Source organism: Terribacillus saccharophilus (assembly GCF_002272745.1).
Lineage (GTDB): Bacteria > Bacillota > Bacilli > Bacillales > Amphibacillaceae > Terribacillus > Terribacillus saccharophilus_B.
Window position 1 is genome coordinate 703,979 of the sequence record NZ_NPBD01000007.1, and the last position, 15,592, is coordinate 719,570.

Annotated in this window: 16 protein-coding genes; 14 read left to right on the forward strand and 2 right to left on the reverse strand. The window is 42.9% G+C overall.

The features are described 5' to 3' along the window. Positions 1-9 precede the first annotated feature (9 nt). Complete coding sequence (locus tag CHH58_RS10570; RefSeq protein WP_095232340.1) at positions 10-381, forward strand: STAS/SEC14 domain-containing protein; 372 nt, start codon at positions 10-12, stop codon at positions 379-381. A 149-nt stretch (positions 382-530) separates the two neighbouring features. On the opposite strand, the gene CHH58_RS10575 is transcribed toward CHH58_RS10570, so the two are convergent. Further along, positions 531-1,592 carry a hypothetical protein gene (locus CHH58_RS10575; RefSeq protein WP_095228997.1) on the reverse strand — a complete coding sequence of 354 codons (1,062 nt, stop codon included), beginning with the start codon at positions 1,590-1,592 and terminating at the stop codon, positions 531-533. A gap of 297 nt (positions 1,593-1,889) precedes the next feature. Here CHH58_RS10575 and CHH58_RS10580 point away from each other — a divergent pair, with 297 nt between their 5' ends. The 5 genes from CHH58_RS10580 to CHH58_RS10600 all read left to right on the forward strand — a co-directional run bounded on the left by CHH58_RS10580 (position 1,890) and on the right by CHH58_RS10600 (position 6,110). Next, positions 1,890-2,204: a PTS sugar transporter subunit IIB gene (locus CHH58_RS10580; RefSeq protein WP_095228999.1), complete on the forward strand. Its 315-nt coding sequence runs from the start codon at positions 1,890-1,892 to the stop codon at positions 2,202-2,204. Then, the gene (locus tag CHH58_RS10585; protein ID WP_095229001.1) at positions 2,201-2,533 is read left to right on the forward strand and encodes a PTS lactose/cellobiose transporter subunit IIA; all 333 of its coding nucleotides are present in this window, start codon (positions 2,201-2,203) and stop codon (positions 2,531-2,533) included. Before CHH58_RS10580 ends, CHH58_RS10585 begins: the two co-directional genes overlap by 4 nt. A gap of 15 nt (positions 2,534-2,548) precedes the next feature. Next, positions 2,549-3,877: a PTS cellobiose transporter subunit IIC gene (celB, locus tag CHH58_RS10590; RefSeq protein ID WP_095229003.1), complete on the forward strand. Its 1,329-nt coding sequence runs from the start codon at positions 2,549-2,551 to the stop codon at positions 3,875-3,877. 1 nt (position 3,878) lies between these two features. Then, on the forward strand, positions 3,879-5,294 hold the full coding sequence (locus tag CHH58_RS10595) for a glycoside hydrolase family 1 protein (protein ID WP_095262500.1): 1,416 nt from the start codon (positions 3,879-3,881) through the stop codon (positions 5,292-5,294). Between the two features lie 102 nt (positions 5,295-5,396). Then, complete coding sequence (locus CHH58_RS10600) at positions 5,397-6,110, forward strand: GntR family transcriptional regulator (protein ID WP_095229007.1); 714 nt, start codon at positions 5,397-5,399, stop codon at positions 6,108-6,110. Positions 6,111-6,129: 19 nt separating this feature from the next. Here CHH58_RS10600 and CHH58_RS10605 read toward each other — a convergent pair whose 3' ends face one another. Next, positions 6,130-6,975 carry a MurR/RpiR family transcriptional regulator gene (locus CHH58_RS10605; protein ID WP_373554082.1) on the reverse strand — a complete coding sequence of 282 codons (846 nt, stop codon included), beginning with the start codon at positions 6,973-6,975 and terminating at the stop codon, positions 6,130-6,132. A gap of 132 nt (positions 6,976-7,107) precedes the next feature. On the opposite strand from CHH58_RS10605, the gene gnd reads away from it, so the two are divergent. From gnd to CHH58_RS10645, 8 genes are all read left to right on the forward strand, one after another. Beyond that, positions 7,108-8,004, forward strand: coding sequence for a phosphogluconate dehydrogenase (NAD(+)-dependent, decarboxylating) (gene gnd / locus CHH58_RS10610; RefSeq protein ID WP_095232342.1), 897 nt, complete (start codon positions 7,108-7,110; stop codon positions 8,002-8,004). Positions 8,005-8,039: 35 nt separating this feature from the next. Next, complete coding sequence (gene gntK, locus CHH58_RS10615; RefSeq protein ID WP_095262581.1) at positions 8,040-9,566, forward strand: gluconokinase; 1,527 nt, start codon at positions 8,040-8,042, stop codon at positions 9,564-9,566. 59 nt (positions 9,567-9,625) lie between these two features. After that, positions 9,626-10,948 (forward strand): GntP family permease, encoded by a 1,323-nt coding sequence (locus CHH58_RS10620; protein WP_095229011.1) that lies wholly within the window; start codon positions 9,626-9,628, stop codon positions 10,946-10,948. A 406-nt stretch (positions 10,949-11,354) separates the two neighbouring features. Then, entirely contained in the window at positions 11,355-11,555 is a 201-nt protein-coding gene (locus CHH58_RS10625; RefSeq protein ID WP_095229013.1) for a DUF3311 domain-containing protein, read from the forward strand. After that, positions 11,552-13,009, forward strand: a complete 1,458-nt coding sequence (locus tag CHH58_RS10630) for a sodium:solute symporter family protein (RefSeq protein ID WP_095262501.1) — start codon at positions 11,552-11,554, stop codon at positions 13,007-13,009. The genes CHH58_RS10625 and CHH58_RS10630 overlap by 4 nt, the downstream gene beginning before the upstream one ends. Positions 13,010-13,521: 512 nt before the next feature. After that, entirely contained in the window at positions 13,522-14,097 is a 576-nt protein-coding gene (locus tag CHH58_RS10635) for a LysE family translocator (RefSeq protein WP_095232345.1), read from the forward strand. A 19-nt stretch (positions 14,098-14,116) separates the two neighbouring features. Continuing rightward, complete coding sequence (locus CHH58_RS10640; protein WP_095229019.1) at positions 14,117-14,893, forward strand: helix-turn-helix transcriptional regulator; 777 nt, start codon at positions 14,117-14,119, stop codon at positions 14,891-14,893. A gap of 364 nt (positions 14,894-15,257) precedes the next feature. After that, positions 15,258-15,590, forward strand: a complete 333-nt coding sequence (locus tag CHH58_RS10645; RefSeq protein ID WP_095229021.1) for a hypothetical protein — start codon at positions 15,258-15,260, stop codon at positions 15,588-15,590. The last annotated feature ends 2 nt before the right edge of the window (positions 15,591-15,592 follow it).

Consider the following 15,592-nt stretch of genomic DNA (forward strand, 5'->3'; position numbering starts at 1 on the left):
TGATACAAGTTGATTGAACAGAATATCAGCACAACAACTTCAGGAGAGTTAATTACTACCCATCTAATTGGTAAGATTAAAATTGAAGATGTTAATGAATGGTTCAACGGTTTTGAGCAAGCTTGTCAGCAATTCATTTCTGAGGGCCGTAAATACAAATTGTTGGTGGATAGAAAAGGTTACACACCAGATCATTTTTCTGTTCAAAAAGCATGGAAAGATAAATTTTTTGATGAAAGTATTCTGAATCACAGTAAGGCAATTGCATTTCTCCTTGAAGAAGGTGAAATCATGGATTATTTACAACAATCTAATACTAGAGACTCCGTGAAATTTTTTGATGACTATGAACAAGCGCTCGTTTGGATCAATCACTTTTAACCAATTAGGAGATTTTATTCCTTGCTCATATATTGATCGAGGTTTTAACACGATAAAAAATCAATGCTGAAGTGTGATCTACATTAGATATCTATTAAAGCTATTATTCTAGTCCATTTAAAACGGCTCATCTACTGATGAGCCGTTTTTCATTGGAAGTCATTCGACAATGCTAGTTTATGATAATAATGGAATTGTTCGATTTGTTGGGCTTCCCACAATAATTGAGAATAATCGCGCGCATAGCGGCGCATCAGGTAGAACAGACCGTTCTCTTTGAAATAAGTGATAGCTGAATCGTATACATAATCCATTGTGTCACGCTCAACATATTTCGCCCAAAGAATAGCGAACTGCCAGCGATACTCCAGGTTGCCCTTTTCTTCACATACATGCATGCCAGTTTTGTAATAGGCTTCCGCTTGATCAGATTTTCCAAGGATATAGAGGGAACGAGTCAGCGTGAACAGTGCCTGTACATACAAGGGATGTTCCGAATAGGTAACGGTCTGCATCAGATATGGGATACCTTTCTCATCTGCATGCTGTTTGTGGTACATGAGACCAAGATTGAATCCGCAAGCAACAACCATATCATTCTGTCCATGTTTTTCAGCAATGGACAGGGCTTCGAGGAGATTGTTCTCTGCCTTATCGAATTCCCGCAGATCGATTTGGTTTAATCCTTGGAGGGATTTGCAATTGGCTACCTTCAGTTCGTATTGAGGATATTTTGCGTAGATGGATATAGCATGTTCCAAATGAAAACTGGACAAGGCATTGATGTCCAAATAATAAAATTGCATTGCTTTATTATAATGCAAGCCGGCATGCTCTTCTTCATCCTCAATTGCATGCATATGTAATTCTGCTTTTTCAAGTAAATCGATAGCCGTAAAGTACTCTTTTCTGCTGTACTTCACGATTGCTAGAAAACTGTAATAGAAAAAAGACTGGTAATCATTCAGCTCATCCGGATTCAATCTCTGCAGCTTTTCCTCGCAAAGATCAATCTCTCCCTTTAAAAAATCAAACCGCGCATCAAGCAGCAAAAAACGATCCCATAGTTCGTCCGTAAATTCACCTGCATGCAAAGCAGCATATGCTTCCTCGCGCAGCGTAGCCGATTGAGCTAGGTCGCGTGTTTTTATTGTTTTATGCCATGTGTGTAAATGTGTAACAAATTGTTCCGCACTTTCAATAACAGCCATATACCAATACTCCTATAAGTCATAATATGCTGGACGGGTAAGGGGGTGGTGTTAATAGACTGCGATTATAAGAAAACTACTTTCATCTGATTCAAAAGCAGCTATACCGTCCCAAAAAGATAAAGCTAGTTTAACATATTTAGCCATTAGAAGCCTATTCCTATTGCCAAACAAATAGATGATTAAATTCGATAAAAGTATAAACATTTATTATTAAATGTCTAGACAAATAGAAATTTAGTTATATAATACAAATGAAAGCGCTTTTAATAAATCAGATCCAAGGAGTGTTATTCAATGAACAGAATCCTTTTAGCATGTAGTTCTGGTATGAGCACGAGTCTTTTAGTCACAAAAATGCAAGCGTTTGCAGATTCGGTTGGAGAAGAAGCAAAGATTTGGGCTGTTGGTCAGGATCAGGCGAAGAAAGAAATGGCTGATGCTGATGTTGTACTAATCGGGCCGCAAATGAGCTTTCTCAAAGGAGAACTTGCGGCTGAAGCACAGAAATATGGTATCCAGGTCGAAGTGATCGACATGATGGCATATGGTTTGGCTGATGGAGAGAAAGCATATAAACAGGCGCTTGGTCTGATTGGAGCAACATCATGAGCGAGCTGAAATTGGAAGAGCTGACAGAGGAGCAGATTTGTTTTCAGATGATCCTGCATAGCGGTAATGCCAGAAGTAAAGTTCTGCAAGCACTTCGGCTTTATCGTGAGGGTGACATAGAAAAGGTTAATGAAATGCTGGCAGATGCAGAAGATGATCTGTCTCTCGTGCACAAGGTTCATTTCCAGCTTGTGCAGCAGGAAGCGGGAGGGAAACAGCCGGAGCTTTCGCTACTGTTCCTTCATGCAGAGGACCATTTCATGTCTACGCTGACGATGAAAGAAATGGTCAAAGAAATGATTCCTATATTCCAAGAGCTAAAGAGCTAAAGGAGGAAACAGGCAATGTTTGATAAGTTCAGTAAATTCTTGATTCCAATTGCCGGTAAGCTGAATAACAATCGCTATCTAGGTGTGCTGCGGGACGCCTTTATGCTGGCATTTCCATTAACGATTTTCGGTTCGATCATGGTTGTATTGGCTAACTTGCCATTCCTCGATAATGTGATGAGTGAATCGCTGCTCGCTGGTATTCAGGAGTCTCTCGGACCAGCACCGAATGCCACGATGAATATTGCATCTGTCTTTGTTGTCTTCGGTATAGGGTACTATTTGGCAAGAAGCTATGGTGTGGAAGCTATTTTCGGCGGAGCTATAGCATTGACCGCATTCTTGCTGCTGACACCATTCGTTGTGTCAACAGAGAGCGGTGAAGTGGTGAATAATGTGCTTGCTGTCGATCGTCTTGGAGCGAAGGGTATGTTCCTCGGTATGATTGTCGCCTTCCTTTCGGGTGAGATTTATCGTTTTATTACACAGAAGAAAATTGTCATTAAGATGCCAGCAGGTGTACCGCCAGCTGTATCGAAATCATTCGCTGCCCTCATCCCGGCGGTTGTTACGCTAACTGTATTCTTAATACTTAATATCATTGTTACACAAGTCTTCAACACGAATTTGCATGATGTCATCTTCAATACAGTGCAAGCACCGCTTGTCGGACTTGGCGGAGGGCTTACGGCTACATTGATTGCTGTATTCTTCATCCAGATCCTATGGTTCTTCGGACTGCACGGACAAATCATCATCAACTCCGTGATGGATCCAATTTGGAACACTTTGTCTTTGGAAAACCTGCAAGTTTATACAGCTGGTGGTGAAGTACCGCATATCATCAATAAACAGTTCATGGAGGTGTATCTTGTTGGAGCAGGAGGGACTGGAATGACACTTGCTGTACTAGTGGCAATCCTTCTGTTCATGCGGAGCAAGCAGATGAAGCAGGTCGGTAAGCTAGGAATCGGGCCTGGTATTTTCAATGTTAACGAACCAGTCATTTTCGGACTGCCGATTGTAATGAATCCGCTGATTCTGCTTCCTTGGATTATTGCGCCAATGATTGTAACTGTTGTCAGCTATATAGCGATGGCTATTGGTCTCGTGCCGCCGCCAACTGGAGTCACGATTCCATGGACCGTGCCGATTTTCATTAGCGGATTCCTGGCAACCAATTCGATTGCCGGTTCGCTGCTGCAGCTCGTTAACGTCTTGATCGTATTCGCCATTTGGTTCCCATTCCTCAAATTTATCGACCGGATGAATATAAAGCAGGAAAGAGACGCGGAGCAGAAAAATGCAGAAACGGATATGCAAGTACCAAAGGAGAAGATTTGATATGGAAGTGACAGAACAAAAACAAAAGCAAATAAAGTATGTATTTCCTGATAACTTTTGGTGGGGTTCTTCCTCATCGGCGCCTCAGATGGAAGGTGCTGCGGATGTAGACGGGAAGACGCAGAACATTTGGGATTATTGGTATGAACAGGAGCCGAATCGTTTTCATAACGGTATCGGTCCTGCTGATACATCTGGATTCTACTATCGTTACAAAGAAGACATTGCTCTAATGAAGCAAGTCGGCCATAACTCTTTTCGGTTCTCCATATCCTGGTCGAGGCTGATACCGGAGGGCACAGGAGCAATCAATGAAAAAGCAGCAGCATTTTATCAGGACGTAATTGATGAATTGCTTGATAACGATATCGAGCCTTTCGTTAATCTATTCCATTTTGATATGCCTATGGTGATGCAGGAAATAGGCGGCTGGGAAAGCAGAGAAGTCGTCGATGCCTATCGGGATTATGCAGCGGCATGCTTCCGTCTGTTCGGCGATAAAGTGAAGAAGTGGTTCACGCATAACGAGCCGATCGTGCCTGTAGAGGGCGGTTATTTGTATGACTTTCATTATCCGAATGTCGTAGATTTCAGGCGGGCTGTACAAGTGGGATATCATACGCAGCTCTCGAGTGCACTTGCCATTCAGGCGTACCGAGAACAAGGGCAGGATGGTGAGATTGGTATCATTTTAAATCTGACGCCATCGTATCCGCGTAGCAGCAATCCCGCTGATGTGGAAGCTTCCCGAATTGCCGATGCTTTCTTCAACCGCTCCTTCCTGGATCCATCTGTGAAAGGTGAATTTCCGTATAAACTGGTAGACATACTTCGAAATGAGGGCTATATGCCAGTTTATACGGAAGCAGATTTGAATGTCATTCGTGAGAATACGGTCGATTTGCTCGGAGTGAACTATTATCAGCCGCGGCGTGTGAAGGCAAAGGAACATACTGTCCACCCAGATGCACCGTTCATGCCTGACAGATTCTTTGATTCCTATGAGATGCCTGGCCGGAAGATGAATGTGCATCGAGGCTGGGAGATCTATGAAAAAGGAATTTACGATATACTTGTCAACCTGCGTGATAATTATGGAAACATCCCTTGTTTCATTTCTGAAAATGGTATGGGTGTTGAAGGGGAAGAGAAGTTCCGTGATGCTGAAGGGATCATTCAGGATGACTATCGAATTGATTTCATCAAGGATCATTTACGCTGGGTGCAGAAGGCCTTAAATGAAGGAGCAAATGTAAAGGGATATCATTTGTGGACGTTCATGGATAATTGGTCGTGGACGAACGCATATAAAAATCGCTATGGCTTTGTATCGGTTAACCTGGAGAAAGACGGGGAACGTACTATCAAGAAAAGTGGTGAATGGATGAGACAAGTCGTACAGCGAAACGGCTTCTAATAGTGGCGGCCAATATGGCCGTCATTTTCATTGGCAGATTGCTGCAATTCCAGTATTTTGATAAGCTAACAACAAACAGATCGGCAGCAGAGGAGGAACACTATGAAATATCAAGTCATATCAGAAGAAATCAGACATCGTATCGAATCAGGATTCTACCCTCTGGACCAGCCGTTACCAGATGAGCATAGCCTTGTCGAAGAATTTTCCTGCAGTAGGATGACAGTTAAGCGCGCGCTTGATGTACTTGCATCAGAAGGAATCGTTTTCCGAAAGCGCGGACATGGAACGTTCATTGTGCAGTCTTCCTTCCAATCGGACTATATTCACGTAGGAACGAATGAAACACTCGGCTTCACCAGCTTAATGAAGGAAAAGCAAGTCACCTCAAAGCTTATATTGTTTGACATGATAGCTCCTACAGCTGAAGTAGCATCGTATTTAGCCATCTCGGAAGATACTCCGGTCTATCATCACATCCGTGTACGCTGTGTTAATGATAATCCTCATGTTATTGAGGAAACGTATATGCCGACTCCGCTCATTCCAGGCATCACTCCGACCATTTTGCATAACTCGGTTTATGCATACATGGAGAAAGAACTTGGCTTGAAAATAGCGGGATCGCGCCGACGAATCAGAGCGGAACAAGCAACAGCACAAGACATGGAGGAATTGGGACTATCCGAAAATGAGCCTGTACTTGTGATCGAGCAGGTTGCTTATCTCAATACTGGCATTGCCTTCGAATATTCCTTTGCAAGACATCGTTTTGACAAGTTCGAAATTACAACAGTAAATATAAATGCTAAGTGACCCGTCAGCTTCTGGCGGGTCACATTTTTGTTGCGGCGATAGCGTTCCGTACCTTTTCAACGGAAGTTTGGGCTTTTTCTTTCTGACGCATAATGACTGTCACATAAAGGGCATCAATAATACTCAGCTGTGCAATCCGCGACGCAAGCGCTTCGGAACGATAATCGGTTTCCTCCGAGCTAGTATGCAAGGCAATGTTCACCTGCTGGCCGATTGGGGATTTTGGAAAACCGGTGATGGCGATTGTTTTGGCACCTGTTTTCTTGACAGTTTGAAGCAGCAGATACGCATCCTTGCTGGCGCCTGAATGGGAAAAAATAAATGCGACATCTTGATTAGTCAGTTGAGAGGCAGACATGAGCTGCAAGTGGGCATCAGGAAAAGCAAAAGCCGGCACACCAGAGCGGACAAACTTATGGTATGCATCCATTGCGACCATATTTGATCCGCCAAATCCATAAAACTCCACTCTTCTTGCCTCTAGGAGCAAGGTGACAGCCTGCTCAAGTTCTGCCTTGTTCAGAACCTGCAATGTATTTTCCAATGTCCGAATATTGGATTGAAAAATCTTTTCAGCAACCATTATTGCTTCATCCGTATCATTTACATCCTCGTGCAGCATCTTATTAGGGGCGATGATTTCTGGTGCTAATGCAATTTTCAGCGCTTGAAAGCCTTTATAGCCGATTCGTTTACAGAAACGAGATACAGTAGCATCCGCTACTTCGAGCTGATCTGCTACTTGGCTGATAGTCTGGTGAACAATTTTTTCCGGGTGTTCCAAAATGAAATCTGCAATTTTTTTCTCTTTTTCACTCAATCTTGGATAGTGGGAGCGAATGCCCATTAATCCTTGTTGTGCCAAGAAAATCAGCTGCCTTTCGTCCTAATTGTATAAGCAGTATAGCATAAATTCATTGAAAGCGGTTGCTATATGAAAATTATTTTCGTATTATGGTATCATAAATAGAAAATTATTTTGAAGGAGCTAACTATTATGCATATTGGTTTAATTGGTCTTGGAAAAATGGGATTCAATCTTGGTTTGAACTTATTAGATAATAACTTCGATGTTGTAGCTTTTGATGTAAGTGAAGAAGCACGTGCTAAATTTGCTGAATCTAAAGGATCTGCTGCTGGTTCTCTAAAAGAATTGGTAGAACAACTGCCAAGCCCTAAAATCGTCTGGTCAATGGTACCGGCTGGTGAGATTACCGATAAAGTACTGCAGGAATTGAAAGGATACCTTTCTGAGGGAGACATCCTGTTGGATGGTGGTAACTCTAACTACAAGCAATCCGTTGAAAGATCAAAAATCTTCTCTGAAACAGGCGTTCATTTCTTCGATGTTGGTACGAGCGGCGGAACTGACGGTGCTCGTAACGGCGTGTGCACAATGATCGGCGGCGATGCAGAAGTGTTCAAGACAATTGAGCCGATCTTCCAAGCGATTAGTGTAGAAAATGGCTATCACTATGCTGGTAAAAGCGGCAGCGGCCACTTCCTGAAGATGGTCCACAATGGTATCGAATATGGCATGATGCAGGCGATTGCTGAAGGCTTTGAAGTATTAGAGAAAAGTGATTACGACTTTGATTATGAACAAGTTGCGAAAATGTGGAACAACGGCTCTGTTGTCCGTTCTTGGCTGATGGAACTAGTGGAATCTGCTTTCAGCAAAGATCCAAAACTTGATGCGATTCGCGGCGTGATGCACTCTTCCGGTGAAGGGAAATGGACTGTCGAAACTGCGCTGGAATTACAAGCAGCGACACCTGTTATCGCAATGTCACTTATGATGCGTTACCGTTCCTTGGACGAAGATACTTTCTCTGGAAAAGTAGTCGCAGCACTGCGAAATGAATTCGGTGGACATGCAGTGGTGAAACGGTAAAGAAAAGGGAGGGGAATACGTTGGCAGCTTCCTATATGATCGGTGTAGACATGGGCACAACAAGTACGAAGGCAGTCCTGTTCACTACCAAAGGCGAAGTAATTGCAAAGGAAGGTATTGAATATCCTTTGCATTCGCCGACAGCTGAAACAGCCGAACAAGATCCGGAAGTCATCTATCAAGCTGTTGTCACAGCAATCCGGGATACGATCCAAGTTAGCGGTGTAGACAAAGCGGCAATCCGCTGCATCTCCTTCAGTTCGGCGATGCATAGTGTCATTGCAGTGGATGCAGACAACAAACCGTTGACAGCATGTATTACTTGGGCTGATAACCGAGCGACGAAATGGACGGAGAAGATAAAAGAAGAGACGGATAGCCATAGCGTCTATTTGCGCACCGGCACACCGATTCATCCGATGGCGCCTCTGTCAAAATTGCGCTGGCTCAAAGAAGAGCATCCAGCTACATTTGAACAAGCAGCTAAATTCATTTCGATTAAAGAGTATGTCTTTTTCAAGCTGTTCGGCAGTTATAAGGTAGATTATTCTATCGCATCTGCAACTGGGATGTTCAATTTAGAAGAGCTTGCTTGGGACAAGGAAGCATTGCAGGTAGCTGGTGTTACGGAAGATAAGTTATCTGAGCCAGTTTCGACAACGTATCAATTCATTGGTCTTACAGAGCAAATGGCTGAACTGCTTGGAGTACTGCGTCAAACACCGTTTATCATCGGTGCAAGTGACGGTGTTCTATCGAACTTAGGTGTAGGCGCAGTTGACGAAGGCGTAGTAGCTGTCACAATCGGAACAAGCGGTGCAATCCGTGCTGTAACGGACAAGCCAACGACTGATCCAAAGGGCCGTATTTTCTGTTATGCCTTGACGGAGGATCATTGGGTTATCGGCGGTCCCGTGAATAACGGGGGCGTCGTGCTGCGCTGGGTACGGGATGAACTCGGAGCTGCTGAGACAGAAACGGCAGCTAGACTTGGTATCGATCCATATCAAGTGCTGACAAAAATCGCTTCAACGGTAAATCCAGGATCAGACGGCTTGCTGTTCCATCCGTATCTGGCTGGGGAGCGAGCACCGCTTTGGGATGCCAATGCACGCGGCTCTTTCTTCGGACTTGGTCTGCATCATAAAAAGGAGCATATGATTCGAGCAGTACTGGAAGGTGTGCTTTTCAATCTGTACTCTGTGCTGCTAGCTTTGACAGAACTAACCGGTAAACCGAAACGGATTCAAGCAACAGGCGGATTTGCGCGATCTGAATTGTGGAGACAAATGATGGCGGATATTTTCGATCAGGAAGTCCATATTCCGGAAAGCTATGAAAGCTCCTGCTTAGGTGCAGCTGTTCTCGGATTATACAGCTTAGGAGATATTGATTCCTTTGATGTGGTGAACGATATGATCGGCAGAACGCATCATCATACACCAGATCCGGAATGTGTTGAAGTATATCAGGAACTCATGAGTATCTACATTCAGCTTTCAAGAAGCTTCCAGACAGAATATGAACGAATCGCTGATTTCCAGCGGAGGATGCTGCACTAAGCAGCAACTTCCGCCTATAGGTTTGAAAGCGCTTAAATAGAGAGAGGAGAAATCGAGAGATGGATATCTATCTTTTACTCATGACATTGTTATCGATTGTGATCGTCATCATCGGTGTCACGTTATTTAAATGGCATGCTTTTATTAGTTTGACGGTTGCCAGTCTATTCCTTGCTATTACAGCAGGTTTGTCATTTGACCAGATTGTTGGGGCCTATGAAACGGGTGTCGGCGGCGTGCTCGGACATCTCGTCGGTATTTTGGCGCTCGGAACCATACTTGGTAAGATGATGGCAGATTCCGGAGCAGGTAATCAGGTGGCAGATTTCTTCGTTAAGATATTTGGGCCGAAAAAATTGCCATGGGCAATGTTTATAGCTGGTTTCATCATTGGAATTCCAGTCTTTTTTGAGGTTGGTATTCTGATAGTACTTCCGCTCGTTATCAGTATCTATAAGACAACAAAGCAGAATATCTTGCTGATCGCTTTGCCGGTCATCGCAGGTCTTTCCATTGTGCACGGACTTGTGCCGCCGCATCCTGGTGCGCTTGCAGCTATTAGTATTTTTGAGGCAGATCTTGGGATGGTATTATTGTACTCTCTTATTATCGCTATCCCAGCGGGGATTATCGGCGGACCGGTATTTGCCAAATGGGTGTATAAGCGTGTGATTCCAGAAGGTGAGCCTAATCTCATTAAAGTCACTCAGCCTGAAAGCAAGCCAGGCACAGGAATTAGCTTCTTTGTTATATTGCTGCCAGTTATATTAATGATTCTATCAGCAATTGGGCCGTATCTGCCGCTTCCAAGTTTAGCAGAGAAACTGCTTGTCTTTATTGGAAGTCCATTAGTAGCCTTATTGATTGCAGTATTTGCTGCTTACTACTTCCTTGGTTTCCGTCAAGGTATGAATAAAGATCGTTTGAAAAAAATGACGGAGGAATGCATCCTGCCGGTTGGTTCTATCATCTTGATTATTGGTGCTGGCGGAGGGTTCAAGCAAGTACTCATCGACAGCGGAGTTGGCGATACAATCGCGCAAATGTCTGAGCATTTATCTCTTTCTCCAATTGTACTAGCATTCATCGTTGCCGGCCTGATCCGAATAGCGACAGGATCCGCAACAGTTGCGCTGACAACAGCAGCAGGCATTGTATCTCCGATCATCGCACACATGTCAGGCGTCAATCTAGAGCTTCTTGTTATCGCCACTGGAGCCGGTTCTCTCATGTTCTCCCACGTGAATGACGCTGGTTTCTGGATGGTCAAAGAGTACCTCGGACTTACCGTCAAAGAAACATTCCGAACATGGACCGTTCTCGAAACGATCCTGTCATTTGTAGCATTCGGCGGCGTATTGATTATGGATATATTCGTTTGATAGATTTCACCTAATTTATATCAGGCTGGAGCAGGAGTTTTTCAGCCAAATAGAAATCCGAACTGTAATGCAATCTTCTCAAAGTAGAAATAGCATAAGTTCGGATTTTTATATTCCTATTCTCTTAGTGCGAGATACCATTTTAATTTGTAAAACTAATTAGCGTAGACAGAATACGTAGACTCCTACGGGAACAGCGCGAGCTGAAGACCCCACAGTGGTGTTTTTCCACGAGGAGGCTGAGGCCGTGCCCGTGGAAAGCGAAGTATTCTGTCGGAGCGGTACACGGAAGTATTGTTGCTTTAAATTAATTTTGCTTATCAAGAGAAGAAGGATTATGATATCATCATGTGCTTTTCAAGAGGAAAAGCAGTTGTAACTACTATTTTGGATGGTGAAATCAAAAATGAAACGTTTATATTTTCTCACTGTCATTCCCTTCATCGGGATGCTGGGATTCCTCCCGTTCGTAAATAGAGTGGAACCATTTGTACTTGGAATGCCATTCGTCATGTTTTGGGTGGTCCTATGGACTGTTCTTACATCAGTCATTTTGGCTATCATGTACAAACTAGATCCACGGAATAAAGAGGATGAGAAAAAATGAATATTGCACTTATTATTATATTGGGATTTTTGCTTTTAGCAGTCTTTTTAGGAATCAGGTCCACGAAAGGAAAAGATATGGACCTGGAGCAATGGACAGTCGGAGGTAGAGGATTCAGCGGTATCTTCGTCTTCCTGCTGATGGCAGGGGAAATTTATACAACATTCTCCTTCCTTGGCGGAAGCGGCTGGGCCTATGGTAAAGGAGCACCGGCTTTATATGTGCTTATGTATATTGGCTTGTCGTATGTTATGTCTTATTGGCTCCTGCCAGTCATTTGGCGGTATGCAAAGGAACATAGACTTGTATCGCAATCCGATTTCTTCGTCAGTAAATTCAATAGCCCGTATCTAGGTGTACTAGTTGCACTAGTCGGGGTGATTGGTATGATTCCTGTCATCGTCGTACAGCTGAAAGGCTTGGGAATCATTGTTTCGCAAGCATCGTACGGTGCTATTTCTATGCATACTGCTGTATGGATCGGCGCCATCAGCTTAACAATTTATGTGATGCTTTCGGGCGTACATGGGTCTGCATGGACAGCTGCGATCAAGGATATTGTCATGGTAATCGTCATTTGCTTCCTTGGTATATATCTGCCCTTACATTATTATGGCGGCTTCCAGCCTATGTTCGAGGCAGTCAATTCTGCGAACCCAGATTTTCTCAAGTTCCCGGATGAAGGCTACAGTATGACATGGGTCATCTCTACTGTCTTACTGCTCGTGCTAGGTTTCTATATGTGGCCGCAAGTGTTCAGTTCCACGTATACTGCGAAAAACGAAAAAGTCTTCCGGAAAAACGCGATCATTAGCCCGCTTTATACGCTTATGCTCTTATTCGTCTTTTTCGTCGGAACAGCAGCAATTCTGGCTGTGCCTGGATTGGAAGGAGAAGATGTGGATCTTTCCTTACTGCGATTATCGATTGAGACCTTCGACCCTTGGGTGATCGGCATCATCGGTGGCGCTGGCTTGCTGACAGCGTTGGTACCAGGTTCCTTGCTGATCATGAACACAGCGACTCTACTCGCGAAAAATATCTATCAAGTGTTTGCGCCTAGGACAAGTGACAAGACAATAGGAAAATTGGCGAGACTGTTTGTTCCGGTTGTTTCTTTACTGGCAGTCTACTATACGCTGCATGGGGGAGCAACTTTATCAAGTATCATATTAATGGGTTACAGTCTCATGACGCAGCTAGCTCCATCGCTTTTCTGCAGCCTGTGGAAGCGGAGCTTCATTAATAAATATGGAGCAGCAGCAGGTATCATTGCCGGACTAGCTGTTGTCGCCTATATCACAACAACTCAATCTACATTAGTGGATTTAATTCCATCTCTGCCGCAATCATGGAATGACGTGAACACGGGCATCATTGCTTTAGTTATCAACTGTGTTGTCATGATAGTAGTGAGTTTAGCAACACGGAAAAAACTTCACAACGCAGCTTAAATTTAAAACTATTTGAGAGAACTGGAACAGAAGTGTTTTACCCATATGAAAATCCGAACAGATGCGAATTTCTTTTGAAAAAAATTGCATGAGTTCGGATTTTTTTTGCTCTTTTAATTATCAAATACCTTTCGAACGAAAGAAATAATCAGCGTAGGCAGAATACGTAGACTCCTCGAAAATACAAACCAATTTTCTTCGTGCGACGTGCAGCTTTCGAAGCTTTCCTTGTCCAGTGGGAACAGCACAAGCTGAAGACCCCGCAGTGGTGCATTTCCACGAGGAGGCTGAGGCTATGCCCGCGGAAAGCGGAGTGTTCTGCCGAAGCGGGGATTTTTACTGTACATGAAAATTAATTATTAGTTTGTTCTTGTGTAACCAGGGCAGATATATTCACAGCCTTTTCAAGAACTAATTGATCATTGGATGGGAAGCATTTGCAATAATGTACTATATAACAGCAGTTACTTCGGTTTATATTCATGTTAGACCACTGAAAAAGGAGAGTCAGCATGAATATCACTTCTTTTCTGATTTACTGCTTTATCGTTACATTTACGCCCGGGCCAACTAATATCGTTATCTTATCAACAGTGAATCAATTCGGTACGAGAAAAGCGATGCATTATACATATGGGGCGACTCTTGCGTTTGGTTTGCTATTATTTCTATCTGCTATACTGAATTCAGTGCTTGTAACTGTGTTACCGAAAATACTAGTTCTCTTGCAAATAATCGGAAGTCTGTACATGGTATACCTTGCTTATCAAATATATAAGTCAGATAGCTCGAAAAAGAGCGGCCAACTGAACGGCACATTCTTATCTGGTTTCTTTATGCAGTTTTTAAATCCGAAGGTAATTATCTTTACACTAACTGTCATTCCAAGTTTCGTAATGAAAAACTATACAGAAAGTACTGTGATACTGATCTTTGTTGCTGTTATAACGATAATTGGTTTTCTGGCTTTTATTGGGTGGGTTCTTTTCGGAACACTCTTTAAGAGATTCTTGCAGAAACATACTAAAGTAGTAAATATACTTATGGCAGCTTTTTTACTCTATGCAGCTTGCATGATTTGGATTTAAAAAGCCAGAGGTGACGAAAATGGAAAAGTTCATCTATAAGAAGTCGGCGGGTATCACTGCATTGTCGGCGAGTATGAAGGAATTCACATATAAGAAACATGCACATAGAGAGTATGCCATGGGTGTTACGTTGCGCGGTATCCAACAATATAATTTGGATGGTCACAAGCAATTGTCTTATCCAAATGGCGTGATGCTCTTTAATCCAGAACAGACACATGACGGTATGGCGCACGATGAGACTGGCCTTGAATATGTGATGCTGTATTTGGAGCCTGAGCTACTGCAGGAAATTACAGGGCAAAAGGAATTGATTCGTTTTGCAGATCCAATCGTATATGATGCTGGACTTAAACGGAAGGTATTGAACTTATCTCACGCCATATTAAATGAAAAAGAGGAAGCGTTTTGCAATGAACTGGCAGTTTCCCTTACAGATACACTTGCTCGGACTGATCTGGATACAAACTGTAGGAAAGATAACGCGTTAATTATGAAGGCCAAGGATATAATTCATAGCAACTTACAAGGTGTACTTAAACTAGACGCAATATGTGATGAATTACAGATCTCGAAATACAAATTTATTAGACTCTTTAACACGCATACAGGAATTTCGCCGTACCAGTATTTTTTAAATAGCAAGTTACAGCAAGCAAAGCAAATAATAGAGAAACACAAAGATATATATGAAGCAGTTGCTGCTTGTGGGTTCGTTGACCTGGCACATTTGAATAAGCATTTTAAAAGTGTTTATGGAATAACTGCACATGATTATGTGCTGAACATAAGATAAGGCACTCATTATTGAAGTGAAAAAGTCAACTGAAAACTATACATTTTTATAAGGTAACAACGATTAATAATATTTTTAAGTATAAGAAATGCTGCAACCGCGCTATCACATCAGATAGCGCGGTTTTTGTATTTTTTCTTACCAATGATGCCAATATCTTCATTCACAATTTTTTTGCTATAAAAATGATTACTTTTGGGAATGTACCTTTTAGACGCACAGGAGGTGAGCAATCGTTAAAGCTAACAAAACAAAAGTAGCCAAGACAGCAACGAGGCTCGTAACCGGTGTCCTCAAAAAAGCTATTACTCAGGAAAAGCAAAAAAAACTCAAGAAAAAAATTGGGCAAGTAGCGAAGGATCAGATGCAGGCATCTTTATCAAATAAGGTCGGTGAGAAAGCGGAAACTGCCGCCTCAAAACTAGAACACATCAAGGAAAACAAAAGTACTGATGTGCACGAAAAGGCGCAGCAGTCGGCTGATAAGCTGCGGGCGAAATTGCTTGGCTGGAAGGATGAACTCCAAGACACTGCAACGCAGATGAAGGACAAGGTGGAGGGTGACCGCAGTTCTGACAGCAAAGGCCCGCAAGTTAAGTCGATTTCTCAAATCAAACATGTTGAGGAATTAAAGAGCTACCGGGATGTGAAAGGACCGGCAGCAGTGAAAAAATTGAGCGATGTGAAGAAAAAATAAGA